At 62.5% G+C, this 23316-nt stretch carries 22 protein-coding genes; 9 read left to right on the top strand and 13 right to left on the bottom strand.

All coding sequences use genetic code 11. The features are described from left to right. Positions 1-124 precede the first annotated feature (124 nt). Genes ACX9OW_RS13825 through ACX9OW_RS13835 form a run of 3 tightly spaced genes read left to right on the top strand, consistent with a single transcriptional unit; the run spans position 125 to position 2414 of the window. Complete coding sequence (locus tag ACX9OW_RS13825; protein WP_053520369.1) at positions 125-415, top strand: PepSY domain-containing protein; 291 nt, start codon at positions 125-127, stop codon at positions 413-415. Further along, positions 415-1074 carry a response regulator transcription factor gene (locus ACX9OW_RS13830; RefSeq protein ID WP_053520370.1) on the top strand — a complete coding sequence of 220 codons (660 nt, stop codon included), beginning with the start codon at positions 415-417 and terminating at the stop codon, positions 1072-1074. The genes ACX9OW_RS13825 and ACX9OW_RS13830 overlap by 1 nt, the downstream gene beginning before the upstream one ends. Then, positions 1071-2414 (top strand): sensor histidine kinase, encoded by a 1344-nt coding sequence (locus ACX9OW_RS13835; protein WP_459062400.1) that lies wholly within the window; start codon positions 1071-1073, stop codon positions 2412-2414. Before ACX9OW_RS13830 ends, ACX9OW_RS13835 begins: the two co-directional genes overlap by 4 nt. A gap of 27 nt (positions 2415-2441) precedes the next feature. Here the strand turns inward: ACX9OW_RS13835 and ACX9OW_RS13840 are convergent, their stop codons facing one another. Both ACX9OW_RS13840 and speA read right to left on the bottom strand, forming a co-directional pair. Further along, positions 2442-2762: a DUF6122 family protein gene (locus ACX9OW_RS13840; RefSeq protein ID WP_065174355.1), complete on the bottom strand. Its 321-nt coding sequence runs from the start codon at positions 2760-2762 to the stop codon at positions 2442-2444. A gap of 43 nt (positions 2763-2805) precedes the next feature. After that, positions 2806-4695: an arginine decarboxylase gene (gene speA / locus ACX9OW_RS13845; protein ID WP_459062401.1), complete on the bottom strand. Its 1890-nt coding sequence runs from the start codon at positions 4693-4695 to the stop codon at positions 2806-2808. 206 nt (positions 4696-4901) lie between these two features. Here speA and speE point away from each other — a divergent pair, with 206 nt between their 5' ends. Then, on the top strand, positions 4902-5756 hold the full coding sequence (gene speE, locus ACX9OW_RS13850) for a polyamine aminopropyltransferase (RefSeq protein ID WP_053520374.1): 855 nt from the start codon (positions 4902-4904) through the stop codon (positions 5754-5756). 80 nt (positions 5757-5836) lie between these two features. Here speE and ACX9OW_RS13855 read toward each other — a convergent pair whose 3' ends face one another. After that, positions 5837-6742 carry an aspartyl/asparaginyl beta-hydroxylase domain-containing protein gene (locus ACX9OW_RS13855; RefSeq protein ID WP_065181515.1) on the bottom strand — a complete coding sequence of 302 codons (906 nt, stop codon included), beginning with the start codon at positions 6740-6742 and terminating at the stop codon, positions 5837-5839. 447 nt (positions 6743-7189) lie between these two features. On the opposite strand from ACX9OW_RS13855, the gene ACX9OW_RS13860 reads away from it, so the two are divergent. Then, positions 7190-7849, top strand: a complete 660-nt coding sequence (locus ACX9OW_RS13860; RefSeq protein ID WP_053518133.1) for an RIO1 family regulatory kinase/ATPase domain-containing protein — start codon at positions 7190-7192, stop codon at positions 7847-7849. A 147-nt stretch (positions 7850-7996) separates the two neighbouring features. Here ACX9OW_RS13860 and ACX9OW_RS13865 read toward each other — a convergent pair whose 3' ends face one another. Beyond that, positions 7997-8335 (bottom strand): P-II family nitrogen regulator, encoded by a 339-nt coding sequence (locus ACX9OW_RS13865; RefSeq protein ID WP_005411374.1) that lies wholly within the window; start codon positions 8333-8335, stop codon positions 7997-7999. Between the two features lie 154 nt (positions 8336-8489). Between ACX9OW_RS13865 and ubiK the strand changes: the two genes are divergently transcribed. Continuing rightward, complete coding sequence (gene ubiK, locus ACX9OW_RS13870; protein ID WP_053518135.1) at positions 8490-8741, top strand: ubiquinone biosynthesis accessory factor UbiK; 252 nt, start codon at positions 8490-8492, stop codon at positions 8739-8741. A gap of 125 nt (positions 8742-8866) precedes the next feature. Beyond that, positions 8867-9301: an NAD(+)--rifampin ADP-ribosyltransferase gene (arr, locus tag ACX9OW_RS13875; RefSeq protein WP_459062402.1), complete on the top strand. Its 435-nt coding sequence runs from the start codon at positions 8867-8869 to the stop codon at positions 9299-9301. A gap of 93 nt (positions 9302-9394) precedes the next feature. Here the strand turns inward: arr and ACX9OW_RS13880 are convergent, their stop codons facing one another. The 4 genes from ACX9OW_RS13880 to ACX9OW_RS13895 all read right to left on the bottom strand — a co-directional run bounded on the left by ACX9OW_RS13880 (position 9395) and on the right by ACX9OW_RS13895 (position 14364). Further along, positions 9395-10003 carry a DUF998 domain-containing protein gene (locus tag ACX9OW_RS13880; protein ID WP_111187243.1) on the bottom strand — a complete coding sequence of 203 codons (609 nt, stop codon included), beginning with the start codon at positions 10001-10003 and terminating at the stop codon, positions 9395-9397. Positions 10004-10555: 552 nt separating this feature from the next. After that, positions 10556-13549 (bottom strand): TonB-dependent receptor, encoded by a 2994-nt coding sequence (locus ACX9OW_RS13885; RefSeq protein WP_459062403.1) that lies wholly within the window; start codon positions 13547-13549, stop codon positions 10556-10558. A gap of 313 nt (positions 13550-13862) precedes the next feature. Continuing rightward, positions 13863-14066 (bottom strand): hypothetical protein, encoded by a 204-nt coding sequence (locus ACX9OW_RS13890; RefSeq protein ID WP_128988335.1) that lies wholly within the window; start codon positions 14064-14066, stop codon positions 13863-13865. Positions 14067-14070: 4 nt separating this feature from the next. Further along, on the bottom strand, positions 14071-14364 hold the full coding sequence (locus tag ACX9OW_RS13895) for a hypothetical protein (protein ID WP_128988337.1): 294 nt from the start codon (positions 14362-14364) through the stop codon (positions 14071-14073). Between the two features lie 88 nt (positions 14365-14452). On the opposite strand from ACX9OW_RS13895, the gene ACX9OW_RS13900 reads away from it, so the two are divergent. After that, the gene (locus ACX9OW_RS13900; RefSeq protein ID WP_459062404.1) at positions 14453-15502 is read left to right on the top strand and encodes a YifB family Mg chelatase-like AAA ATPase; all 1050 of its coding nucleotides are present in this window, start codon (positions 14453-14455) and stop codon (positions 15500-15502) included. 92 nt (positions 15503-15594) lie between these two features. On the opposite strand, the gene ACX9OW_RS13905 is transcribed toward ACX9OW_RS13900, so the two are convergent. The 4 genes from ACX9OW_RS13905 to ACX9OW_RS13920 all read right to left on the bottom strand — a co-directional run bounded on the left by ACX9OW_RS13905 (position 15595) and on the right by ACX9OW_RS13920 (position 21676). Continuing rightward, on the bottom strand, positions 15595-16623 hold the full coding sequence (locus tag ACX9OW_RS13905) for a patatin-like phospholipase family protein (RefSeq protein WP_256200894.1): 1029 nt from the start codon (positions 16621-16623) through the stop codon (positions 15595-15597). A gap of 20 nt (positions 16624-16643) precedes the next feature. Further along, entirely contained in the window at positions 16644-18884 is a 2241-nt protein-coding gene (locus tag ACX9OW_RS13910; protein ID WP_164145931.1) for a ThiF family adenylyltransferase, read from the bottom strand. After that, positions 18881-20041 carry a ComEC/Rec2 family competence protein gene (locus ACX9OW_RS13915; protein WP_071227700.1) on the bottom strand — a complete coding sequence of 387 codons (1161 nt, stop codon included), beginning with the start codon at positions 20039-20041 and terminating at the stop codon, positions 18881-18883. Before ACX9OW_RS13915 ends, ACX9OW_RS13910 begins: the two co-directional genes overlap by 4 nt. A 327-nt stretch (positions 20042-20368) precedes the next feature. Beyond that, positions 20369-21676 carry a HEPN domain-containing protein gene (locus tag ACX9OW_RS13920; RefSeq protein WP_143048166.1) on the bottom strand — a complete coding sequence of 436 codons (1308 nt, stop codon included), beginning with the start codon at positions 21674-21676 and terminating at the stop codon, positions 20369-20371. A 611-nt stretch (positions 21677-22287) separates the two neighbouring features. On the opposite strand from ACX9OW_RS13920, the gene ACX9OW_RS13925 reads away from it, so the two are divergent. Beyond that, positions 22288-22647, top strand: a complete 360-nt coding sequence (locus ACX9OW_RS13925; protein ID WP_071227703.1) for a hypothetical protein — start codon at positions 22288-22290, stop codon at positions 22645-22647. A 144-nt stretch (positions 22648-22791) separates the two neighbouring features. Here the strand turns inward: ACX9OW_RS13925 and ACX9OW_RS13930 are convergent, their stop codons facing one another. Continuing rightward, positions 22792-23274, bottom strand: a complete 483-nt coding sequence (locus ACX9OW_RS13930) for a hypothetical protein (RefSeq protein WP_177179487.1) — start codon at positions 23272-23274, stop codon at positions 22792-22794. Positions 23275-23316 lie beyond the last annotated feature (42 nt).

Here is a 23316-nt window from a genome sequence, read left to right on the forward strand (position 1 = left end):
GACCATTCCGGCAGCACCACGATGCCGCGGTCGGCTAACAGCCCCTTAGCGGCCATCGTTAGTCGGCTGTTAGTCAGCGGTGCCATGCTCGCGCCTGTCGCCATCGCCCGAGGATCCGTCACCGATGCTGGTCTCCCTGCCCCTGCTGCTGGCCCTGGCCACTCCGGGCTCCGCTGCCGGCCCTGCGCCGGACCCGGCGCAGCAGGTCGCGCGCCGCGCCGTGCAGCAGGGCCGTTACGTGCCCCTGGAACAGGTGGTGCGCGACGCGCTCAGGCGCCAGCCCGGCCAACTGCTGGAGGTGGAGCTGGACGACGCGGTGTACGAGGTGGAGATCCTGCGTGACGACGGCGCAGTGGTGGAGCTGGACTATGATGCGCGCAACGGGACGTTGTTGAAGATGGAACTGGACGACTGATGCGGATCCTGCTTGCCGAGGATGACACCGAGCTGGCCAAACGCCTGCAGCCCCTGCTGGAGCAGGCCGGCTACGTGGTCGATGTGGCCACCGATGGCCGTCGTGCGGAAGAGATCGGCCAGATCGAGGACCTGCATGCCGCGGTCGTCGATCTTGGCCTGCCCGGCCTGGATGGACTGAGCGTGATCGAGCGCTGGCGTGCCCATGGCCGCGATTTTCCGGTGCTGGTGCTGACCGCACGCAGCCGCTGGCACGACAAGCTGGCCGGCTTCGATGCAGGCGCCGATGACTACCTGACCAAACCGTTCCAGGCCGATGAACTGGTGCTGCGCCTGCGTGCCCTGATCCGCCGCAGCCGGGGCCACGCCAGCCCGCGCCTGCAGTGCGGCCCCCTGCAGCTTGACGTCAACGCCGGTCGCTTTGAACTGGACGGGCAACCGTTGCCGCTGAGTCCCCAGGAGTTCCGCGTACTGAGTTACTTCATCCATCACGCCGGCCGCGTGATCAGCCGCGACCGCCTCGGCGAACAGGTCTTCGAAGGCGGTTACGATCCGGACTCGAACGCGCTGGACGTGCTGCTTGGCCGGGTGCGGCGCAAGCTGGGCGTGGAACTGATCCATACCGTGCGTGGCCAGGGTTGGCGGCTGGCCGAGGCATGAGCGCGCGCCAGCCTTCATTGCGGCGGCGGCTGCTGCTGGTGGGGGGCATCGGCCTGGTGCTGGTGTCGGTGCTGGCCAGCGTGCTGCTGGGCGAGCTGTTCAAGCGCAGCGCGCGCGACCGTCTTGACGGCGAGTTGCAGCAGGACATGCTGACTCTGCTCGCGCAGGCGGAGATCGATCCCGACGGACAGCTGCGGCTGCGCCAGGAACCCAACGACGCGCGCTTCCAGCGTGTGTTCTCCGGCGCCTACTGGCAGATCACCGACCGCAACGGCAAGGTGCTGCTGCAGTCGCGCTCGCTGTGGGACCAGACGCTGCCGGTCACGGCCACCGGCCCGACCGAGCGCAATCTGAGCGGGCCGATGCAGCAATCGCTGCGTGCCCGTGTGCAGCAGGTGCGCCTGCCACGTGCATCGCAGCCCTACATTGCGCTGGTTGCCCATGATCGCAGCGCGCTGGACGCGGACACCGCCGCCTTCCGTCAGCGCAGCGCGCTCGCGCTGGGCCTGCTGGTCGCGGCCTGGCTGGCGGTGCTGGCCAGCCAGGTGCATTTCGGCCTGCGCCCACTGCGCGGCCTGGGCCAGCAGCTGGAACGCATCCGCCGTGGCGATGCCGAGCGCATCGACCGCAGCCGGCTGGATCTGGAGATCGCGCCGCTGGCCGATGAGCTCGATGCCCTGCTCGATCACCACCAGCGCATGGTCGCGCGCGCGCGCAGCAGCGCCGAGGACCTGGCGCATGCGCTGAAGACGCCGCTGAGCGTGCTGGCGGCCGAAGCGGAGGGTGAAGGACGCGGCTGGCGGCGCACGGTGCACGAACAGGGCGCGCGCATGCGTGCGAGCATCGACCGCTACCTGGCCGCCGGCCTGGCCGTGGACCACCACCAGCGCAGCGATGTGGCGCCCGCGGTGGAGGCATTGTGCCGATTGATGACCCGCGTGCATGCCGGCCGCCGCATCCGCTTCCAGATGGACGTGGCACACGGGCTGGCCTTCGCCGGCGCAGCCACCGACCTGGAGGAGATGCTGGGCAACCTGCTGGACAACGCCGGCAAATGGGCCGCCAGCGAAGTACGCCTGCGGGCCCTGGCCAAACAGGACCGGCTGCATATCGAAGTGCGCGATGACGGCCCGGGGCTGGACGAAGCCAAGCTGGAGAGTGTCCTGCAGCGTGGCGTACGCCTGGACGAACGAGTGGAAGGCAGCGGCCTGGGCCTTGCGATCGCCGCGGAGATCGCCGCCAGCCACGGCGGCTCACTGCGCCTTTCCAACGAGAACCCGGGACTGCGCGCACGGTTGGAACTGCCGCTGGCCCCGACGGACGCCCCGCCTCCCCGGTAGAGCCGCCCCGGCGCTGCACGACCCGCCTCAGCGGTGATGCATCCACCAGCAGTCGATGGCGTCGAGCACGATGTGGATCACCAGGCCGATGCCCACCAGGCGGGTCTTCTTCGGCACGCACAACCCGGCATACACCGCTATCGCCGGCGCGGTGTGCAACGGGTGGAAGCCGATGCTGCAGCGGTTCGGCGCGTAGATCGGATCGGCCAGCAGATGGTCCAGGTCGATGATCCAGCCCAGCAGCATCAGCAACCAGGCCGAAGCGAAGCGCTTGCGCCAGAACAGCCATGCCAGCAGGGCCGGCACGGCGGCATGCAGGAACAGGTGGAAGATCGCGCGGGCGCTCATCAGGACCGATAGCGCCGGGCCATGCCCGGCGTTGCCGCAGGCATCAGACCAGCGGCTCGTCGGACAGGTAGGTGTAGCCGGTCAGGCCCGCCTCCAGCGCCTGCGACAGTTCCTGCGCACGCTCCGGCGACAGCCCGGCGGCAGCCACGCGCTGGGCATAGGCCGCGCGCAGGTCGTCCAGCCGGTAGCCCACGTAGTCCAGCATCACGTCGGTGGTGTCGCCACGACGCTGCTGGGTGATCGCGTAGCCGTCCGCATCGGCCACCACTTCCACCGCGTCGGTGTCACCGAACAGATTGTGGATGTCGCCCAGGATCTCCTGGTAGGCACCGACCATGAAGAAGCCGATGCGGTAGCTCTCGCCGTGCTTGATCGCGTGCAGCGGCAGCGAACTGTCCAGGCTCTCGTTCTCGACATAGGTCTTGACCATGCCGTCCGAGTCGCAGGTCATGTCGGCAATGATGCCGCGACGGTCCGGCACTTCGTCCAGCCGCTCGATCGGCACGATCGGGAACACCTGGTCGATGGCCCACGCGTCGGGAATCGATTCGAACACGCTGAAGTTGACGAAGTACTTGTCGACCAGGCGCTCGTTCAGTTCATCCAGCGCCGGACGGTGGCTCTTCTCGTCATAGCTCAGGCGCGCACGCACGCCGTGGGCGATGGCGTAGAACAGGTCGTCGATGCGCGCACGCTGCGGCAGGTCGATCTGGCCCAGCGCGTAGCTGGACAGGCCTTCGGCATGGAAGTGCTGCGCCTCCTGGAACAGTTCCACCGCCGGGCGCACGTCCAGTTCCTCGTGGATCTCGCGCAGATGACGGATCGAAGCCGGCTCGTCATCGTGCTGGTCCGGCACGCGGCCTTCCTGCGCCTGTTCCACTTCGGACACATTCGCGATCAGCACTGCATGGTGCGCGGTCATCGCACGGCCGCACTCGGTAACGATGCGCGGGGGGGGCAGGCCGTACTCTTCGCAGGCGTTGGCCAGCGGCTGCACGATGTTGCTGGCATACGAATTCAAGCCGTAGTTGATCGAGCAGAAGCTGCGCGAACGGGTGCCTTCGTAATCAACGCCCAGGCCGCCGCCCACGTCCACATGGGTGATCTTCGCGCCCAGCTGCGACAGTTCAACGAAGTAGCGGGTGGCTTCGCGCATGCCGTTGGCGATGTCGCGCACGTTGGAGATCTGCGAGCCCATGTGGAAGTGCAGCAGGCTCAGGCAATCGGCGTACTCGGTATCGCGCAGCGACTTCCACAGGTCCAGCAGCTGGCGCGGGGACAGGCCGAACTTGGCCTTGTCGCCCCCGCTGTTCTGCCACTTGCCGGCGCCCAGCGACGCCAGCCGCATGCGCACGCCCAGGCCGGGCTTCACGTCCAGCGCCTTGGACTCTTCCAGCACCAGCTTCAGCTCGGACGGCTTCTCGATGACGATGAAGGTCTGCAGGCCCAGCTTGCGACCGATCAGGGCCAGGCGGATGTACTCACGGTCCTTGTAGCCGTTGCAGACGATCAGGCCGCCCGGGCGCGACAGTGCCAGCACCGCCATCAGCTCCGGCTTGCTGCCCGCTTCCAGGCCGAAGCCCTCGCCGTGGTGGCTGGCCAGGGTACCGGCCACGCCGCGGTGCTGGTTGACCTTGATCGGGTACACCGCGGTGTAACCACCCGCGTAATCCCAGTCCTGCTGGGCCTGGGCGAATGCCGCCTGCAGCTTGCCCAGGCGCTGGCCGAGGATGTCCGGGAAGCGCACCAGCAGTGGCAGCTTGGCGCCCGCCTCGCGGGCGGCGTCCACCACCTTGGGCAGCGACACCACCGGGCCGTCCGCCCCGGTCGGTCTCACCACCATGTGCCCGGCCTGATCCACGTCGAAGTAACCATCCGCCCAATGCGGGATCGAGTAGGTCTTGCGGGCTTGGTCGAGGGACCAATCGGTCATTTCAGTCGGCCTTGTTGGCAATAAAAGGGGGGGCATGATAACGCCTATATGCCCACAGGTTCGTTATCATGCGCGCCCGCGCCCGTGACCCGGCTCCTGCCGGACCTGAACAGGCCGATCCGTCCGGATGTGGCTTGCGCCACGCGGCCCCGTGCCGCCAACCCGGCTCTACCCCCTCCGAACAGGACCCCAGAAGGACACGTCCCATGACTGACAGCAACAACTGGTACATCGAGCATTTCGAGCGCACCGGCTCGGCCATCGGCTACCGCATCACCGGCAAGCTGGACGAGGTGCAGTCGCCCTTCCAGAAGATCGAGATCTTCCAGACCACCGACTGGGGCAACCTGATGACCATCGATGGCGCCATCATGCTGACCAGCAAGGACAACTTCTTCTATCACGAGATGATCAGCCACCCGGTGCTGTTCACCCACGCCGCCCCCAAGCGCGTGGTGATCATCGGTGGCGGCGACTGCGGCACCCTGCGCGAAGTGCTCAAGCACAAGGGCGTGGAGAGCGTGACCCAGTGCGACATCGACGAGCAGGTCACGGTGATGGCGCGCAAGCACTTCCCGGAGCTGTGCGACTCCAACGACGATCCGCGCGCCGAACTGCTGTTCGACGACGGTGTGGCCTACATGGCCAACTGCCCGGCCGGCAGCGTGGACGTGGTGATCGTGGACTCCACCGACCCGGTCGGCCCGGGCGAAGGCCTGTTCAACAAGGCCTTCTACGAGAGCTGCTTCAAGGCGCTGAAGGACGATGGCATCCTGGTGCAGCAGTCCGAATCGCCGCTGATGCAGCTGGAACTGATCAACGAGATGCGTACCGAGATGGGCAAGGCCGGCTTCGGTTCGTTCAAGACCCTGCCGTTCCCGCAGCCGTGCTACCCGACCGGCTGGTGGAGCGTGACCATGGCGCGCAAGGGCGACAGCAGCTTCGACTTCCGCCAGGCTGATTCGGCCGCCAAGACCTTCACGACCCTGTACTACACCGCCGCGCTGCACACCGGCGTGCTGGTGACCCCGCCGTTCGTGCAGGCGGCACTGAAGAGCTGATCCAACAAAAAACCCGCGCTGGCAGCAGCGCGGGTTGTTCGTGTTCCGGTAGCGCCGGGCCATGCCCGGCGGCCGTTCGATCAGATCGCCCAGATTCCGGCAATCACCGCCGCCACCAGGCCCCACTTGATGACCTGGTAGGCCACCACGCTGCGCTCGCGCAGCGCCTTGGCCTTCAGGCGCACCTTGTACAGGCTGCCGAATGCCTTGTTGACACCCCCGGTCGGATCACCTGGCAGGTTCGGCGAAGCGCCACCGGCCAGCAGCGTGGCGGCCACCGCACGGTTGAACAGGCCCGGCAGGCCGAAGCGCAGCGGGCGCGCGATGTCGCAGAACAGGATCACTCGGTCCTGCTCGGTCTCGTTATGCGCGTGGTGGATGTAGGTTTCGTCGAACATCATCCACTCGCCGTCGCGCCAGCTCTTCCGGATGCCGTCCACTTCGATGTAGCAGGCATCATCGTTGGGGGTGCTCAGGCCCAGGTGCAGGCGCAGCGAACCGGCGAACGGATCGCGGTGCGGACGCAGCTCGCTGCCCGGCGGCAGCTGCGCGAACATCGCTGCGCGAACATCCGGAATCGACTCGATCAGGGCCACGGTCTTCGGGCACAGCGTCTTCGCCGACGGGTGCGAGGGGCCGTACCAGCGCAGGTAGAAGCGCTTCCAGCCACGGCGGAAGAACGAGTTGAAGCCCGCATCGTTGAAACTGCTGGACGCAGCGATCTTCTGCGCATCGCGCAGCGCCAGCGCCTCGTCACGGATCATCTGCCAGTTCTGGCGCAGGGGTTCCAGCTGCGGGAACTCCTTGCCCGGGTCCAGAAACGGCGTGGTCGGCACCTTCGAGAACATGTACATGACCACGTTGATCGGGGCCATGAAACTGGAGTGGTCCAGCAGCTGGCGCGACCAGCGCGCGCGGACCCTGCCACGGAAGTGGATGTACAGCACGCAGGCCACGAACAGCACTGCCAGTACGATCTTGATCATCAAAAACTTTCCTCCGGCGGCAGCCGGAACGGGAATCAGGGGGCGATGCACGGCGCAGGCGGCCGGCATCGGTGGCAACGCGGCAGGGGACGGGGACGTGCCGGAACGGGGCGGCCGCCGATGTCGCGGATGAACAGCTTATGGTCGGCAGGCCGTGCGCCGGGGTCAAGCCACACGTGCGCCATGTTCAGCGACGCTTGGCTGAACGGGTGGATTTCTTCTTCAACTTATTGATTTTCAATGCCCCAAACCGGAGAGTGAGACGAAATTGTCCGCCCGTGCGCGACGAACTGTTCCAGCCACGGCCCCGACATTTCTCCGACAGAACGTGGATTAGCGAACTTGCCGGTACTAAAATTGACTTAACGAAAGTTTAGCCAGTTTCCCCCGCCTCACCGGTTCGCTTGACGCTTCAGCGCCGCCCACCGGGTCGTCCGAGACCCCGCCATGCCCCTTCCTGCCTCCCCCTGCCAGACCTGCGGCGATGACGCCACCACGCCCCTGCTGCTCAAGCGTGGCGAACGCCTGCTGGCTCCCGATGTCTATCGCACCTGCCTGGATGGCCGCGAGGCCGTCATCAAGGACTACTCCCGCTATCGCGGCACGCCGCTGTCGCTGGTCGCACGCCTGATGGTGCGCCGTGAAGCGCGCATGCTGCAGCGCCTGGGCGGCTGGAAGCACGCGCCGGCGCTGCTGGGAACACTGGGAGGCCTGGCACTGGGCATGGAGTTCATTCCCGGCCAGACCCTCAGCACCGCCCAGGCAGTCGGCAATGAAGTGTTCGAGCAGCTGCAGCACGCACTCAGCCGCCTGCATGCGGCCGGCATCACCCATAACGATCTGCACGGCACCAACGTGGTGGTCAGCGGCGGCGTACCGGTGCTGCTGGACTTCACCTCGGCCTGGCGCGCACCGCGCTGGCTGCGCCGCAATCCGCTGACCCGGCAGATGCGCCGCAGCGACATGAAGAACCTGCTGAAGATCCGCCAGCGCGTGACCGGGCAGGCGCCCAGCGCCACCCAGGCCGCCCTGGTGGCCGACCCCGGCTGGGTGGCCGCAGTGCGCCAGGGCTGGAAGCGGTTCTATAAGTGGGCGAAGCGCCGGTAAGCGTCGCTCCGCTCACCGCTTTACCGCTCCTTGTAGAGCCGAGCCGATGCTCGGCTGCTCTTTGTAGAGTCGAGCAAGCTCGACTCTACGTAACGGCGGAACGGCAGCCGAGCATCGGCTCGGCTCTACAACATCCCGCCGGACGGCTTACAGCGCGTCTGCGTCCAGCTCGCCGGTACGGATACGCACCACGCTGCCCAGGTCATACACGAATACCTTGCCGTCGCCGATCTTGCCGGTACCGGCCGCCTTGACGATGGCTTCCACCACCGCCTCCACCTGGTCATCGGTCACCGCCACTTCCAGCTTCACCTTCGGCAGGAAGTCGACCACGTACTCGGCGCCACGGTACAGCTCGGTATGCCCCTTCTGGCGGCCGAAGCCCTTGACCTCCGTCACCGTGATGCCGGTGACGCCACGCTCGGCCAGCGCTTCGCGCACGTCGTCGAGCTTGAACGGCTTGATCACCGCCATGACCATCTTCATCGTCAATCTCCTGTCTTCCGGCGTGGAGGATAGCGCCTGAACGCGCCCGGTGCGACGCCGCGGCTGCCTGTCCGGGCAGCGCGCGCCGGCAGTATCCTTGTGGCTGAACGGCCTGCCCGCGCCTGATGCGCGGGCGCCACCCACGGAGCACCCCATGATCGACCTGAACCAAATCGATGACCTCGCCCGCCGCCTCAGCGACCTGGTGCCGCCGGGCCTGCGCGAATCACGCGAGGAACTGCAGGCCACCTTCAAGAGCGCGCTGCAGGCTGGGCTGGCCAAGCTCGATCTGGTCACGCGCGAGGAATTTGAAGTGCAGCGCGCGGTGCTGCTGAAGACCCGCCAGAAGCTGGATGCGCTGGAAACAGCGGTGCGCGAGCTGGAAGGGCGCCGCGCCGCAGAATGAAAAAGGAGGCGCGCTGCGCCTCCCACTTACAGATTATTTCCCGGATGGGGCCTTGCAGCAAGGCCCACCTGGCCCCCTAGACTCGCCGGCCTGTCGATCCGGCAGGACAACCTGGGGGTATCGCGATGACGCAGGACACCGAATGGACACCCGTTTCGCAGGACACCTGCGATCAGGTCGCCGGGCCGTTCTATCACGGCACCCGGGCCGACCTGGCCACGGGCGATCTGCTGGTTACCGGCTACGGATCCAACTATCGCGATGGCGTGGTGATGAACCACATCTACTTCACCACGATTGCCAAGGGCGCCGGGCTGGCCGCGGAGATGGCCCGGGGCGAGGGACCGCCGCGTGTGTACGTGGTGGCACCGACCGGGCCGTTCGAGGACGATCCGAACGTCACCAACAAGAAGTTTCCCGGGAACCCGACACGGTCGTATCGCAGTGCACAGCCGTTGCGGATTGTCGGTGAGATCACCGAGTGGGAACCCTACGATGCGGACTTCATCCGGCAGTTGAGGGAATTCGTCGCATCGGGGAGTGGCGAGATCATCAACTGATCGTTGGAAGACGCCGACGCGATACGTCGGCGTCTTCCAACAGCCGCGCATGTACGTAGCGTGCTTCCATCATCAGAACCTGATGTGATGGCCTTAGAGGCGCTGCTCGGGCGGCGTCCGCAGTGCATTGGGGCCGTTGCGCAGCAGGTACAGCGCGACCAGGAAGGGCCACAGGGAGTTGATGGAAGAGAACAGGCGCTGGGTGAGCCCCCTGAAACCCTGCGGATCCGCGCCCACCAGGTTCAACCATAGATAGACCACTGCCGCGATGCTCACCACGGCAGTCACGGCATAGGCCCTTCGGCTGGCCGACCAGGCCCTCAGTTCGATATGCGACATCGCCGGCGCAATGATGTTCGCGATACCGATGGCGTAGAAGCCGTGCATCGGATGACCCATGGGCCAGAGCCCATTGGTCAACATGGAGACGCCAAAGATCATCCAGCAGGCGGCACCCACGGCGATCCGGCGACCGGATTCCCGCCATAGCGCGATGGCAAACAGTACGAACCCCAGCCCGCAGCCGATGGCGGCGATCCGTCCGCACAGGCTTGCGAGCGCGGGTGCCTGCAGCAGCTCGCTGGCGTGCTGTGCAATCGGGTTGTAACCGGGTGCGAGCATCGCAGCAACGGTGGTCCAGAACAGGAACCATGGCAGGGGTATCAGACCCGCGAAAAGAAGAGGTCGGCTGTGGCGCAACATCTGCAATGATCCTTGTCGGGGTCTGCACGGGTCGGCGAATCCATTCAAACGCCACTTCTCGTCCTGCGGGCAGCTACATCCCAGTGACTGCCGCGGCAGTCAGACTCGCCGTGGCGCGCTGGACGGTCAATAGGTGGAAAGTCACTCGCACCTTCGCAGACGCGCGCCGCACGCTGTCGCAATCAACGCACTCTTCTCCCTCCAACAGACGAATCTGACGGGGCCGTCGCAGAAGTACCGAAAGCCCCGCCGTTCAAGCCTCTCGCGCCACTCCTCCCTATACGACAATGCCGGAAACGTCTCGGGCCTGGCCGCATTGGCCCGATCCCTTGGCACTCCCCACAACGGCGGGCAAGCGTTGCTCCGCCACCGTGCATCGGTGGCCGGGCCTCGAAAACCCGCCGTTGTGATGAAGTCTACGCCTGCCGGCTAAGGCGGGCGGTGCGTGGGGGCCTCCGTGCCCGCCGGCCCAACACAACCCGGTTTTCGAGCCACGCATCGTCCGCCTCCCTACCGCTGGCAGCTCATGTCGGCCCGTGCCGGCGCACTCCCTCAGTAGTCGTAGCTCACGCTGACGCGCAGCGAGCGCGGTGCCTGCCGCACCGTCGCTGCGCCGTACAGCGGGTCCGGCTGCCCCGGATCCAGTTCGGAGTACGGCGATTTCCACAACGCCACCTGGCGGTTGAATACGTTGAACACATCCAGGTTGAAGCCCAGCCGCCCAGCCGCCACCGAAGGCCGGTAGGAGACACCCAGATCCAGCTGTTTCAGCCAGGGCAGCCGCCCCTGGCTGCCCGGAGGCGCGGGCTGGCCGTTGTAGAAGTGGTAGGCGATGCCGTAGCCGGAGGGGTCTTCGAAGTTCGGGCCATACGAACCCAACGCGCTGAAGGGCGCGCCGGAAATCACCTTGAGGTTGGCCGAGACCAGCCATTCCGGCGTCAACTGGTAGTAACCATGCAGCTTGAACTGGTGGGTGTGGTCGTTGCTCTGCGGCCCGTTGGTGTGTTCCATCAGCTGCGCGTAATCCCAGGCCTGCGTGGTCGACACCGCCGTCTGGCCGATGCCCGACAGCAGCTGGCCTTCGGTGGTGCCATAGCTGCGCGACCACGTGTAGTCCGCCCGGCCATACCAGCGGCCATCAAACGGGTGCTCCAGCGACAGGTTCACCGCGTAGTAGTTGCGCTTGAACCTGGGGAAGCCCATCTCGGCATTGGTCAGCGGCACGCTTACGTAGTTGCCGCTGGTATCGACCAGATTGAAGGTGTTCGCACGGCCAGGATTGATCAACCAGCAACTGACCGGATTGCTGTCCTTGGTGACGTCATACCCCAGGCTGTCGGCCTTGGCCAGCACCGCGCCGATATCGCAGTAGTCATCCACGCCGCTGCGCAGCACCCGATAGGTCGCCTTCGCGCCGTACACCCAGTTCTGGCCGAGCGCCCTGCTGAAGCCCAGGATGAACTCGTCCTGGTAGGACGGCTCGATGCCGGAGGTCGCCACCGTCTTCGGATCGGGCAGCACGCCGTAGTAGTTGTTGGCCGACACCGCGCCGGAGAACGCGGTGAGGTCGGTTGGATAACCGTTGCTGTCGATGCCGCCATAGGTGTAGTACGTCGAGGTAGCCAGCGTCGCGCCCGCCGCGTTGAAGGCCGGGTTGAGCGGCAGCGCGAGGTAGTAGCGACCCACGTTGCCGAACACCTTGAAGCGCCCGTCGCCGTCGACGTCCCAGCTGAAGCCCAGCCGCGGCGCCCACTGCCCGCTGGTCTGCTTGATGTAGGCGTCGCCATCGCGGTTGTAGTTGGTGAACTGATCCAGGCGCAGGCCCAGGTTCAACAGCAGGCGGTCGGTCACCTGCCAGTTGTCCTCGATGTACTGCGCCCGCTGCGAGGCGCGTACCGACGCCAGTGCGCTGTAGATGTACTGGCGCACGTAATAACCCTCCTCACCATTGCGGATGCCGCCGGTGGCCGGCACGCCCAGGCCGGTATTGAGGGGCACGTTCGGGTTGGACTGGCCATAGATCCAGTAGTAACCGTCGGCAGAGGCCACCGAGCCACGGTTGAGCGCACGGGCATTCTGGTTGTCGATGCCGACCGTGATGCTGTGGTTGCCCCATCTGTAGTTCGCATCCAGTCGCAGGTTGTTGGTGCGGTTGCCGCGATCCGGGTTGACCAGCAGCGACGTGGTCTGCGCATTGGTGATCGGCGTACCACCGTTCAGCGCCGGATTCTGAAGCGTGGCGCTGCTGATGTAGGTCAGGCTGCCGTCGTAGGCCGGGTTGCCGATGTAGTCATCGGTACGCATTTCGCCATACTGCGCGCTGACGGTAAGCCGGTCGGTCAGGTAGCCGGTGTACTTGGCCGTCCACAGGTCGCCACCGGTCTTGGTGGTGTCTTCCTTGCCACGCTGCGCACCGCGGGTGAGCGTGTCGTAGTCGTAAGCGAAGCTATCGCCCCGGAAGACATTGCGGCTGGAGGCTCCGGTCAGTTCCAGCAGGTGGTTGTCGGTGATGTTCCAGTCCAGCTTGGCGTACCAGCGCGGGCGGTCGTACTCATAGCGGGAGTAGGCATTGGTCGCCTCCACATTCTTGACGTCGGTGCCCTCACGGCGCTCGAGCTCGTACGAGCCGAAGAAGAACAGCCGGTCTTCCAGGAGCGGGCCACCGGCGTAGATGCTCTGCGTGGTCACCCACTCGCGGTCCTGGCTTTCCGGTGAATACAGCGCGCCATTGCCCGGGTAACGCACATCGTCCTTATCCGAGCGCGTGGATGCTGGTTCCCAGGTGACCTGGCCACCGAATCGCCACTCATTGGTGCCGCGCTTGCCCACCGCATTGATGACGCCGCCATCGGAACGGCCGTACTTGGCGCTGTAGCCACCGGTGTAGATTTCCTGCTGGTCGATGCTGCCGTAGGGCAGCGTGAGGCCACCCAGACCGCGCAGTGGATCGGTGCTGTTGAAGCCATTGATGTAGTAAGCGTTCTCGGCAGCGGACGAACCGCCGAAGCTCACCAGCTGTGCACCGGTCGGGCCGGCATAGGTGCCATTGCCACTGTTGCCGTTGACCCCGGGCGCAAGCTGCGCGATCGCCTCGGCCGAGCGACCCAGTGGCAGGCGCTGCAGCTGCTCGGCCGTGATCACCGTGCGCGAGTCCACGCTGCTGACATCGATCGCAGCCGCTGCCCGGTCGGCGCTGACCTGCACACCGTCCAGCCGGGTGACGTCAGTGAAGGACACCTCGGTACTGGCGCCTACCGTCAGCGAAATGCCCTCGCGGGTCTGCAGCACGTTCCCTTCGGCATCGCGTGCTTCCACCACGTAGCGGCCCAGTGGCAGCTGGCCGACGGTAAAGCGGCCTCGCCCATCGACCGTCACCTCGCGGGTGAGGCCGGTATCGCTGCGAACGAAGATGCGCTGGGCGGTGGCCGGCGCCTGTCCGGCGATCGCGCCGGTGGTGGACTGTGCATGAAGTGTGGGAGACGCGGTGGCAAGCAACACCGCCAACGCCAGCAATCGCGGGCGCAGTGAAGAACGAGCTGTCGTCATCGTGGGCTGTACGGGTAGTGGGGGAAGCAATGCCAGCCGCAATCGGCGGACCAGACATCGCACATTCATTAACCCCGCCCGCGCCCCAATGCAGAAATGCTCAGTGGTTATCTGCTTTTGGCCGACGGTCATACCCGCCCGCGAGCGTGCCCGATGCCCACCCGCCTCGTGCCACGCAGCTTCGATGAAGTGAGCTTCAACCAGCTGAGCACCGACGACACGGTGCAGCCACTTGCTAGCGAAAATCAGGAGGTCGGCGCCCGTCGCGCATGGACACCACCCGCCGCATACGCGCCGGTTCGGCGTTGCGCGGTCAGCGTGGCGCGGAACGCTTGCCGAATACCGCCATCAGACCGACGCTGGTGCCGATCAATGCGCCGAAGCCACCCCACTTGGCCGGTTCGCCGACTGACAGCACGATGCCCCCCATGTTCATGTCCATGCCCAGGCCGATCAGGGCACAGAGTATGCCGACGGCAACCCAGTAGGCCGGTTTGCCGGGCAGTTCGAACTTCATCCGGTCAATCATTCTTCTTGCCTCTCTTCATTTGGAATACATGAGGTTGCGGCCTTTCATACGACGTTCCCTTCGCGAACTGCTTGCTATCAGCGAAGTCGCCGACGCGATGATTCGCCATCGACTGTCGCATGAACACCGATGCCTCGGCCAGTGCTTTGGACGACGCTCCATTGCTCAGGCAGTCGTCGATCAGCGTCGCACGCTCAGCAGGTTCGCGTGGGTCCGGTTCTATCGCCGGATCGAAGCGGACCATGCGGCGCAGGCGCACGTCGCTGAGCGCCAGCTTGCGCAGCAAAGCCCTAGGCGCCTGGCCAGCAATGCCTGATGGCGACGGACAGAGTGACGGCCGCACCATCGAGCCTCTCTCTCTGCAGGAAGCACACATGAGCCTGGCCCTGGTCTACAGCCGTGCCCGCGCCGGGGTCGAGGCCCCGCTGGTGCGGGTGGAAGTACATCTTTCCGGTGGCCTGCCCGCCACCCAGATCGTCGGTCTGGCCGAAACCAGTGTGCGCGAGTCGCGCGAACGCGTACGTGCGGCGCTGCTCTGCGCGCGCTTTGATTTCCCGCAACGGCGCATCACCCTGAACCTGGCGCCCGCCGACCTGCCCAAGGAAGGTGGGCGCTACGATCTGGCCATCGCCCTGGGCATTCTTGCCGCCAGTGGCCAGATCCCGCCGCAGTCGCTGCTGCCGTACGAGTTCCTGGGCGAGCTGGGCCTGACCGGCGAGCTGCGCCCGGTTGCAGGCGCGCTGCCCGCCGCCATCGCGGCGGCCGAAGCGGGCCGCATCCTGGTGGTCCCACCGGGGAATGCGGCCGAATCGGCGCTGGCCGAACACGCCGACGTGCGCGTGGCCCGCACGTTGCTGGAATGCTGCGCCGGGTTGGGCAATCCGCGCCTGCTGCCGCAGGTTGAGCGGGTGGACACCACGCCCCTGCCGCTGCCGGATCTGGCCGATGTGCGCGGGCAGGTGCATGCACGGCGCGCGCTGGAAGTGGCTGCGGCCGGCGGGCACCATCTGCTGCTGATCGGCAGCCCCGGTTGTGGCAAGACCCTGCTTGCTTCACGCCTTCCCGGGCTGCTGCCGGCGTCCACCGAGATCGATGCCTTGCAGCTGGCGGCCATCGCCTCGGTCAGCGGCGAAGGGCTGGACCCGAAGCGATGGCGGCAACGACCGTTCCGCGCGCCACACCACAGCGCCAGCGCTGCGGCATTGGTGGGCGGCGGCAATCCGCCCTGCCCCGGCGAGATATCACTGGCGCACCATGGGGTGCTGTTCCTGGACGAACTTCCCGAGTGGAACCGCAGCGCGCTGGAGACCCTGCGCGAGCCGCTGGAATCGGGCCACATCCGCATCGCCCGCGCTGCACGCAGCGTGATGTTTCCGGCGCGGTTCCAGCTGGTCGCGGCTTTTGTGAGAAATCCCACCATGTAAGCATTTAGGTCGTCAGGGGTGACAGAACGAGCCGACCAAATTCTTCACGGCAGACGGGGTCTATTCTAGGGAAATGGAGGCCTTGGGCTCTGCTAGAGCAAGCGTGTAAGCCTTTCACCGTGGATCGCAATTCTGTCGAAGTCGGCTGCGGTGAGCTTGATAAGGCTTGTTGGGAATCTCGCTACGAAGTTTGCCTCCTCCTCATCTGCAGAGTCCGCACTGGTTGGACTGCCGATGTAGATCATTGCTCCCCTATTGGCACTCTTAGAGAGGTAGTGGTGAAAGGAGCGAACCCTCAGTGCATGTGACTGGTCAGACATGATGTCGGCCACGCGCTTGATCCGGAATGGATTCAGAGAGTATTTGCTGAAGCCCATATCCAAGGGCCTTCCTGCATCTGACACCAGGATGAAGTGGCCGTTCGGCTCCTTCGGCTCTCCACTACCCGCATCAAAGAAGGGCTCAAGTCCAAGGTTGTCGTATACGCCACCGTCGTAGAGATGGATTACAGAGCCCGGCTGGGAGTCTACGGTTTCGTGTGCAGGCCCGCTCCAGTTCGCTCGACGCTTCCACCTGAATTTGTCCGCCCTGAGGCGAAGCGGACCAAAGCCGCCTGGGAAGGCGGCCGAGACAGCCATTGCGCTGGCCAGGGGGAAGTTGCCCGCAGCTGCGTAGCCCGTGAGGTAATCTCCCAAGTCTGCACGCTTGAACCGAAAGCGGCGTCCGTTCTCAGCATTGGTCCCATTGATTGACCAATCAGGTGTCGCGGGAAGATCGCAAAGCCTGTTCTCAATGCCCCACCGGCGGCGCAGTGCAGCTGCCAAGAGATTCGAGCGGCTCAACAAGAACCGGAGATTCGAGAGGCTCGACAATTCGCGGAGTGCATCCCACTGGAGGCTGCGTGAGGTGAGTTCATCGCGGAGTGCCGGGTAGATCTGTTCGAGAAACCGCTCTGAAGTCGGCCATGCCATGCCAGAGCGATGCAGCACAAGTCCGGTGATAAGGCTCCCTCCCGACACGCTGGATATCCGAGACACTGACTCCAAACAACCAGCCCTTGCCAGCGCCCGCATGACCCCCAAGTGGAAGGTCATTGCTCTGATGCCTCCACCGGACAGCACTAGATCGATCTGGCGATCTTTCAAGGCTGAACCTCCGCCTGGACAACACGAATGTCATGGCTTCCAACGATGACTTGGATTACCGGAAGGCCTTCTTCGTGCATTCCCATAGCGAGCTCGACCAGCTGCACAAGATCAGCTCGGCTTGGCTCTGGAGGACAGCCGTCTGGGTGGCTGTGCCACTCTCCAACGTATCCAACGATTCCAGCAGTGCGGTTCTGTGCCTCTGCGACAGCCTCTGGCATTCCGGCAACGCCGCGCTCAAACGAAGCGGGCGTACCCTTACTGTCGGCTGGCGCCGGGAGCGCATCTACAACGACGAGCAGGTTCTGCGTGAAGTCGTGGTAACCAAGGAGGATGCCCCCCGTCTCGTTGGGAAGACTATTGCCGCGCAGAGCATGCAGATGTTCGTGTAGGCCTTCATCCATGTAGATGCAGAGACCATTAGCTGCTTGGTGTATCCGCCTATCAGACAGTGGGATCTCTATCGCTTCCGTTTGACCGCTCAAATCTCGCTGCCAGATCAACGCGGCGGCCTGGGGGTTGGCAATATGGACTGGGATGCTCTCGGCAAACTGACAGGCATGAATCATCACACTCGAGTACGGTAGGACCATTGAGATGTCACGGCACGATGCTCCGCTCCAAAACGCTCCGCGATGGCCCTCAAGATGGGCCCTTCCCCAATCGGAATTGATGATGGCGCGGTAGTACTGAGCTTCAATCGTACGCAAGCACCGTTCCTTGGCGACGTCCTCAAGCATCATGACTCCCGACCGACCGGTGGGAGTTACGAACACGCTCACATGCCGTGATCGATCATCCACGACTGCTGACGCCCGCGGGTACCCTAGGTCTGCAGTTGCATCTACGACCAAGTTTGCGCTCCTGAGGGCCTGCGCCAGCTCTGGCGATGTACTGGTAAGGACGTCTTCCTCGAGAGGAGTCACAGCCGAACCGTTACGCGTGACCTCCCTGGCATTCGCGGAGACTGCCAGAACCTTGGGTAGCCCAATCTGTCTATTGAATGCAGTGTGGCGTGACAGATTGTGCGGTCGGACATGATCCTTATCCACTACAGTCCACCGACCCCAGCCAGATCGAACCCATAGGTCCAACAAAGCACTTCCCAAAGATCCAACGCCGATCAATACGCCTTGCGGCCCTGCATCGCTGAAGCCTGACTGGGTGCGTGCACGTTCAGGGCTGTTCTCCCAAAGAACGGTGACTGGATCAAGCCCGATAGACTCCCAACCTTCCTGCGGCTGATTTCCAACAACACCAACTGAGCTGAAGTACCGACCGTCATGCGGGATAAGGGCACCGAGCATAGTTCCGATCTTCAGTGCCCCACCATCAAGGAAGAAGGCGCGATAGGTGATTCCTTCGACCTCGCCAGTCGACGCACGCTTGATGGGAACAGAGAGCAGCACAAGCGTGCTCGGAACCTCATCCTGGCGAGTGAGTCCGCCTGAAGGCGTCGCTGCCTGGATAGCTGCTGTTACAAGCGGAAGCAGGTCCGCTCCTCGCCGTGCCAAAAGCTCATTCAACTGTCCGAGAGTATGCGGATCCCATTCAATCATCCCGCCTTCAATGGGCTCAAGATCTACCTTGACCAGAGTAGCGTGGAGAGACTTGTTGGCAGGCAGTTGATCAACGATGCGCAGTGTCCAGCCATCGTCCTTACGCGCAGCTGCAGCGATGACACTGAGCTTCCCCCTTGCCGCCAGTTGGTCAAGATCCCAAGGGATCAGCAGTTCATGCCGAGACTCAAAGAACAGCATGTCCAAAGGCTGATCGGCCAGATGCAGCTCGCCCTTGGCATTCTTCTCCATCCACCACTGGATCCGAGCAAGAAATGACGAAGGAGTCCAGGTGCGAGCGACAACGGGGGGCGGTTCGAAATACAAGCAGAGCTGAGCTGGGCCCTGCGACGTCACGCTGTTTTGGTGTGCAAGCCTCGGAAAGTCCTTTCGCATTGACCAAACGACCGTTGCCTTCGCATCGTCCTGAGGTACATGTATAAGCATGCGCTCCCGAAAGCGGAGCCCGTATTCATTGTGGGTGGGCACACCGTGGCATTCAACGTCCACCATTAGGTAGACGGTCTCCAGCTCATCTACCTTGGCGCTACGCATCACCTCAATGAGCTTGAAGTCACGGTGAGCATTGACAGCTGCGATCATCGCGCTTGTACGCGATGTGACTGCCGCTAGATCGTCGAGAGCAGTCAATGTATGCGCAAAGTACTCCGAGCTCATGCTCCTGCCCTGGCTGGGCGGGAGGCAACGATGGCCGCAGAGCCAAATGACGACGCTGCTTTCGTCCATGTGACGCCTGCGGCAGCCACCTCAAAGACAATTGGCTTGGGCTTGTTGGCGTTAGGCTCTTCCATGGTGACGAGGAAGGATCTTCCACCAACCTTCTCAAGATAGGACGCGTAGGTTCTGCGGGCTTGAATGTGGGGTGGCTGGACCTGCTCGTAGGACTCTTTAATGTCGGGCACAGGTTTGCAGCAAGCGACGATGTACGAGTCCTTCTTTCCCATCATGAGAAGTTCAGCGACCTTTTCGCAGGGAACAGTGTCCTTCTCCCCCTTTTCTGCCCCGAGTGCCTTGTAGCTGCAGTGATGGGGAATGTTGAAGAGGTCCCAGGCAAGACGGTCTTCATTGCCGTGATACTTCGTAATGTCGACAATTCTCTCCAGGTCGCAGTAGTCGGCATCACCAACTTCCAGGTAGTCGTAGGTGCGGCCGTCTGCCTGGAGCCTCACGTTGAACACCAAGGCTGCTGAGTTGCGGATGATGTCCCCATCGTCGCAATGTTCGACGAAGGGCGAGTGGCAGAAGAACTCCACGTTGTCTTCTTGCAAGGTGAAACCCGGAACGACAGTGCCAGCGTCGACAAACAGGTGATCCCGGGCCGTCAATGCTTCGCCGCGTGCTTCCAACTTGGGCTCCAGCCACTCCATCAGCGCCTCTGGCTGTGAGAAGACCAGAATGCCTTTTCCTTCCAGCAGACGGTGGCGCGCCTCTTGCCTCAGAAGCACGAACTCTTCGCTCTGCTGTTCTTGGGTGGCCTCCTCCAAGAGCATTGCTGCGGGGACCCACAACTGGTCGATCTTGATCCGACCGTCGCCATGATAGACCTTTGCATGCTCCAGCCAGAAGAAGTCAGTGCTTCCCTCGATGTGATCATTGTCTGCGTGGGTGAATGCAACGACGTCGAAGCTTTCCTTGCCTGCGTCGGCAAGGTCTTTCTTGAGAGCTGCCTTCAGATCAATCTCTGGTGTCGACTCTTCTTCCGCGCACTGTTTGTGACGGAAGTCGAAGAGAACTCGTTTTCCATTATCAAGAATGATCTGCGTCGTGTCCCCGTTACCAACCGGGTAGAAAATCACTTGGTGCTTAGTCGCCATCTCGACATCCCCCTGAAAGTTGATCCATCAATCTCAGATTGCCGCCCTGCCGTCTCGAGGCATGAGACCGCGTGCAGCCGGCTGTTTCTGTTCAGCCAAGCGTCTATTTTGTGATGACCATCACTCTTTTCAAGGGCCGGGCGGAATTTTCTTTTGTGTTTGGAGAAGAAGGGCCGAGGCCTTTAAAATCAATAACATAACAAGCCGTCGAATTGTGCGCCGGCTTGTTTGAAGGGATGGTGTCTCGAGGCCACGAGCCCAGGTACGTCACTGAGAGCTGCTCCATCTCGGCAAGATCGATCAGATACACGCACTTCGACGTTTCAACTATTCGCCTGCATCCGGGCCATAGCCCTGCCAAGCGGGCAGCTTAATTGGATTGAGTTCGACACCGATCTTCATGCCCTTGAGCAAATCGAAGAATTTATTTTGAAGATCCCCTTGACCATCATCGAGATGAATGGCAAGCATCAAACTACAGTACAACGCTCTTGCCGCTAGCGCTTCGGCTTTTATCAGCAACGTATGTTTGACGCTAGTTACACCTGTATGCACAATTTCTGATCGAGCATCGTAAATTTTTCCAAGATCCGCATGGACGCGCCTTCGGTCCTCGCCCTTAAAGCAAAGTAGTGACGCGTAGTCAGCCAGAGTAATCTTGATGGGCGCGTGCTTATCGCGAGAGAAAATTGCCTCCATTGATATGACAAAGAATATGAATCGCGCCACGCTATCCTTCTCGCCCACGGCTCGACCAAAGAATTCCAGCGCGTTCCTAAGCTGTGCATTCAAGGTTTTTTCCTCACCCAAGGAGAGCAGCTTGAGGGCAATTGGTACGTCGGGCCGCTTCATTACTTGAAGAAGCTTTCTCTCCAGCGAAATGGACACAGTCAACGGGCGCATCGCCATAACCCGATCAAGCCACCCCGTACGCTTGTTGATGAGGAACAAATAGCTTGGTGTGGCCTCCTTCCCCAGCACCGGCTTCTTTACGCCGAAAACTCGACCAAACAATTCAATTAATCCGATCACGCGGCGAGCAGCTGCACGTGTCTGATGGCGTAGGGAATCCGAAGACCCATGGGTTGGCAGGAGCAACAAAGGATTGCTGCTCAGTGCCTGGTCAGTCTGCCGTTGCTGATGTTCGAATAAGTCGTCCGGCACAGCTTTGGAGTTAAACATCTTGATGCGCTTGTTCAGCGCTTCGCTCGTGGCTGCAGCTGGCACTAGTGTAAATGGACCAACTTGGAATGGGCGAAAAACGCTCTGCCTCTTCGAAGCGAAAGCTATGGGCTGAAAGAACCCTAAAGGGATGACGGCAATATAGTCGAGATGCACCGCTGTTTGTTTCAGCGCAGCATCAAGCCGCGTTGCAAACGCTCGGGCATCGTCGAGATCGCCAGCATTCAGCACTGCATAGATTAAATCGAGCGCGTGCTCCCAACCTATGTGACTACGTGTGTACTCCGACTTATAGAAGGCGGCTCCCAACTTCTGGTTCGCGTAGATGAGCTTGGCTTCCTCATCCTCATCCAACTCATTTCTCTTACGCAGCGCCTTCAACTGGGGCAGAACGGATCTCATGACCCGCTCAACCGCACCGATGTCGATTCCAGGCGTTGTACTCAGTGACATGTTGGCTACGCGTCCGTGTGGTCAGATGGTGTGAATGAGTTCTTAGACCTTCACTATAGCGTCTCCGCATCCTTGCGATGCCGCCGCTGTGACACTTACTCTTTCATCCTGCATCCAGCCAGAGAGGCCACAGTAGGTGAGTGCTTGCATCCCACGTATCTTTCACATTGAAACGCGAAGCCCACCGCGTAGCTGGGTAGGGAACCCGCGAAGATAGCTGTAGTGAATGAGGCAGAATTCTCCCGTCCAAAGATCGTCGCGATCTGAGACTTGCTCAGCTTTGACGGATCATCGCCGATGTCAGCTGGGATCGATGTGAGATAACAAAGAACCGAGGTCGACTCAGTTCCCTTGTGGGGTTTGACATAGCCATCGATTACCCAGATTTGATCGCCGTCGGGGAAGAAGGTGAGGTCAGTCATGCCTGATGTTGCTGGAGTGCATCACCAACATTAGCGGCACCTGGCCTCTTTAATTGATGATGTATGTTGACCGACGTCGCAAATTCGGCTCGCAACCGTCTCATTGCTGGGGAATGCGGCAAGTCACCCTACAGGCCTGAATTCCCGTACCGATATCAACCAACACACAATGGTCAGATAGGAGTAGTGATGAAAGAGGAACTTTGGTTCGTGGCCGAATGCGAGGACCTGGCGGACAATTGCCACTATCTAGTCTGGGTGCATAGGATCGGCTCGTCCGCAAGGCTAACAGTGGACGGTAGGGGTAGAGGGGTTCTTGTTGATGCGAAGACTGAGGACGAAGTCGTGGACCAGATCCTCGTCGTGCTTAAAATGGTGGTCGAGAAGACCCTTAGCCGGGAAGAGGTCGCAAGGGCGACGAACAAACACCTAGAAGATGCGGAGGAGGCATCCTCGGATAGCGAAGCCGACGACTCAGAGCAGATCATTGACGAGGAATCAGAAGAGCCTTCCGAGTCGGCACACCAGCAGCAGGGTTCGGCCTCCTGATGCCGTTCGGCAAGCCCGGGCGCTTGGTAAGCCTGACTGCTCGGGCCTTGTTGGCAGGAAGAAGAGTGGGTCTCCCGCAGAGACCCAGCGCACCATTGCCAATGCCCACAACGGCGCTCTGGTGATTCGACGCATTGAGCAGGATCACTCCGGGCCAGTGGATCTAATGAATCCGCGACCGCCTAGGTAGCGCTGCAAACCCATGTTGCCCTTGAGGAACTCGGCATTAGGGTCGATGCTATCGGGCTGAAGAGCGGCGAGCGGATCCACTTTGCCTTCCGGCCATTTTGCAAAAGTATGAATGACCACTGCCGACATCGGTTCAATGAGCTCTTCTTTTTCTGCCAAGGAAGGACCGCCGCTGTAGTACCCCACTCCGCGGACACCAATGAGGGGCTGCAGGAGTAGATAGAAGCGATGCCGCCAATGTTCTTCCTGTTCCTCCAGAACAAGCTTATGCGGGACGGAAGTCACCCGTTTCTTGATCCACTGATACTGGGTAAGTAGGCGTGCAGCACTAAGCCAGGCGATGCGATCTGGTTCAGGTGGATTGTAGGGCTTGGCATGTTGGCGCGCATCCAGAACTGACCCACTTTCGGCGGTGATGCGCGGGTAAAACTGACCCACCTGAAGCCCACATCCTGAGCATCTTTTGCTCGGGGGATTTCA

Source organism: Stenotrophomonas genospecies 5 (genome assembly GCF_054473825.1).

Coding starts and splice junctions, on each gene's coding strand:
- ACX9OW_RS13825 (WP_053520369.1), top strand. CDS start 125: ATGCTGGTCTCCCTGCCCCTGCTGCTGGCCCTGGCCACTCCGGGCTCC.
- ACX9OW_RS13830 (WP_053520370.1), top strand. CDS start 415: ATGCGGATCCTGCTTGCCGAGGATGACACCGAGCTGGCCAAACGCCTG.
- ACX9OW_RS13835 (WP_459062400.1), top strand. CDS start 1,071: ATGAGCGCGCGCCAGCCTTCATTGCGGCGGCGGCTGCTGCTGGTGGGG.
- ACX9OW_RS13840 (WP_065174355.1), bottom strand. CDS start 2,762: ATGAGCGCCCGCGCGATCTTCCACCTGTTCCTGCATGCCGCCGTGCCG.
- speA (WP_459062401.1), bottom strand. CDS start 4,695: ATGACCGATTGGTCCCTCGACCAAGCCCGCAAGACCTACTCGATCCCG.
- speE (WP_053520374.1), top strand. CDS start 4,902: ATGACTGACAGCAACAACTGGTACATCGAGCATTTCGAGCGCACCGGC.
- ACX9OW_RS13855 (WP_065181515.1), bottom strand. CDS start 6,742: ATGATCAAGATCGTACTGGCAGTGCTGTTCGTGGCCTGCGTGCTGTAC.
- ACX9OW_RS13860 (WP_053518133.1), top strand. CDS start 7,190: ATGCCCCTTCCTGCCTCCCCCTGCCAGACCTGCGGCGATGACGCCACC.
- ACX9OW_RS13865 (WP_005411374.1), bottom strand. CDS start 8,335: ATGAAGATGGTCATGGCGGTGATCAAGCCGTTCAAGCTCGACGACGTG.
- ubiK (WP_053518135.1), top strand. CDS start 8,490: ATGATCGACCTGAACCAAATCGATGACCTCGCCCGCCGCCTCAGCGAC.
- arr (WP_459062402.1), top strand. CDS start 8,867: ATGACGCAGGACACCGAATGGACACCCGTTTCGCAGGACACCTGCGAT.
- ACX9OW_RS13880 (WP_111187243.1), bottom strand. CDS start 10,003: ATGTTGCGCCACAGCCGACCTCTTCTTTTCGCGGGTCTGATACCCCTG.
- ACX9OW_RS13885 (WP_459062403.1), bottom strand. CDS start 13,549: ATGACGACAGCTCGTTCTTCACTGCGCCCGCGATTGCTGGCGTTGGCG.
- ACX9OW_RS13890 (WP_128988335.1), bottom strand. CDS start 14,066: ATGAAGTTCGAACTGCCCGGCAAACCGGCCTACTGGGTTGCCGTCGGC.
- ACX9OW_RS13900 (WP_459062404.1), top strand. CDS start 14,453: ATGAGCCTGGCCCTGGTCTACAGCCGTGCCCGCGCCGGGGTCGAGGCC.
- ACX9OW_RS13910 (WP_164145931.1), bottom strand. CDS start 18,884: ATGAGCTCGGAGTACTTTGCGCATACATTGACTGCTCTCGACGATCTA.
- ACX9OW_RS13915 (WP_071227700.1), bottom strand. CDS start 20,041: ATGGCGACTAAGCACCAAGTGATTTTCTACCCGGTTGGTAACGGGGAC.
- ACX9OW_RS13920 (WP_143048166.1), bottom strand. CDS start 21,676: ATGTCACTGAGTACAACGCCTGGAATCGACATCGGTGCGGTTGAGCGG.
- ACX9OW_RS13925 (WP_071227703.1), top strand. CDS start 22,288: ATGAAAGAGGAACTTTGGTTCGTGGCCGAATGCGAGGACCTGGCGGAC.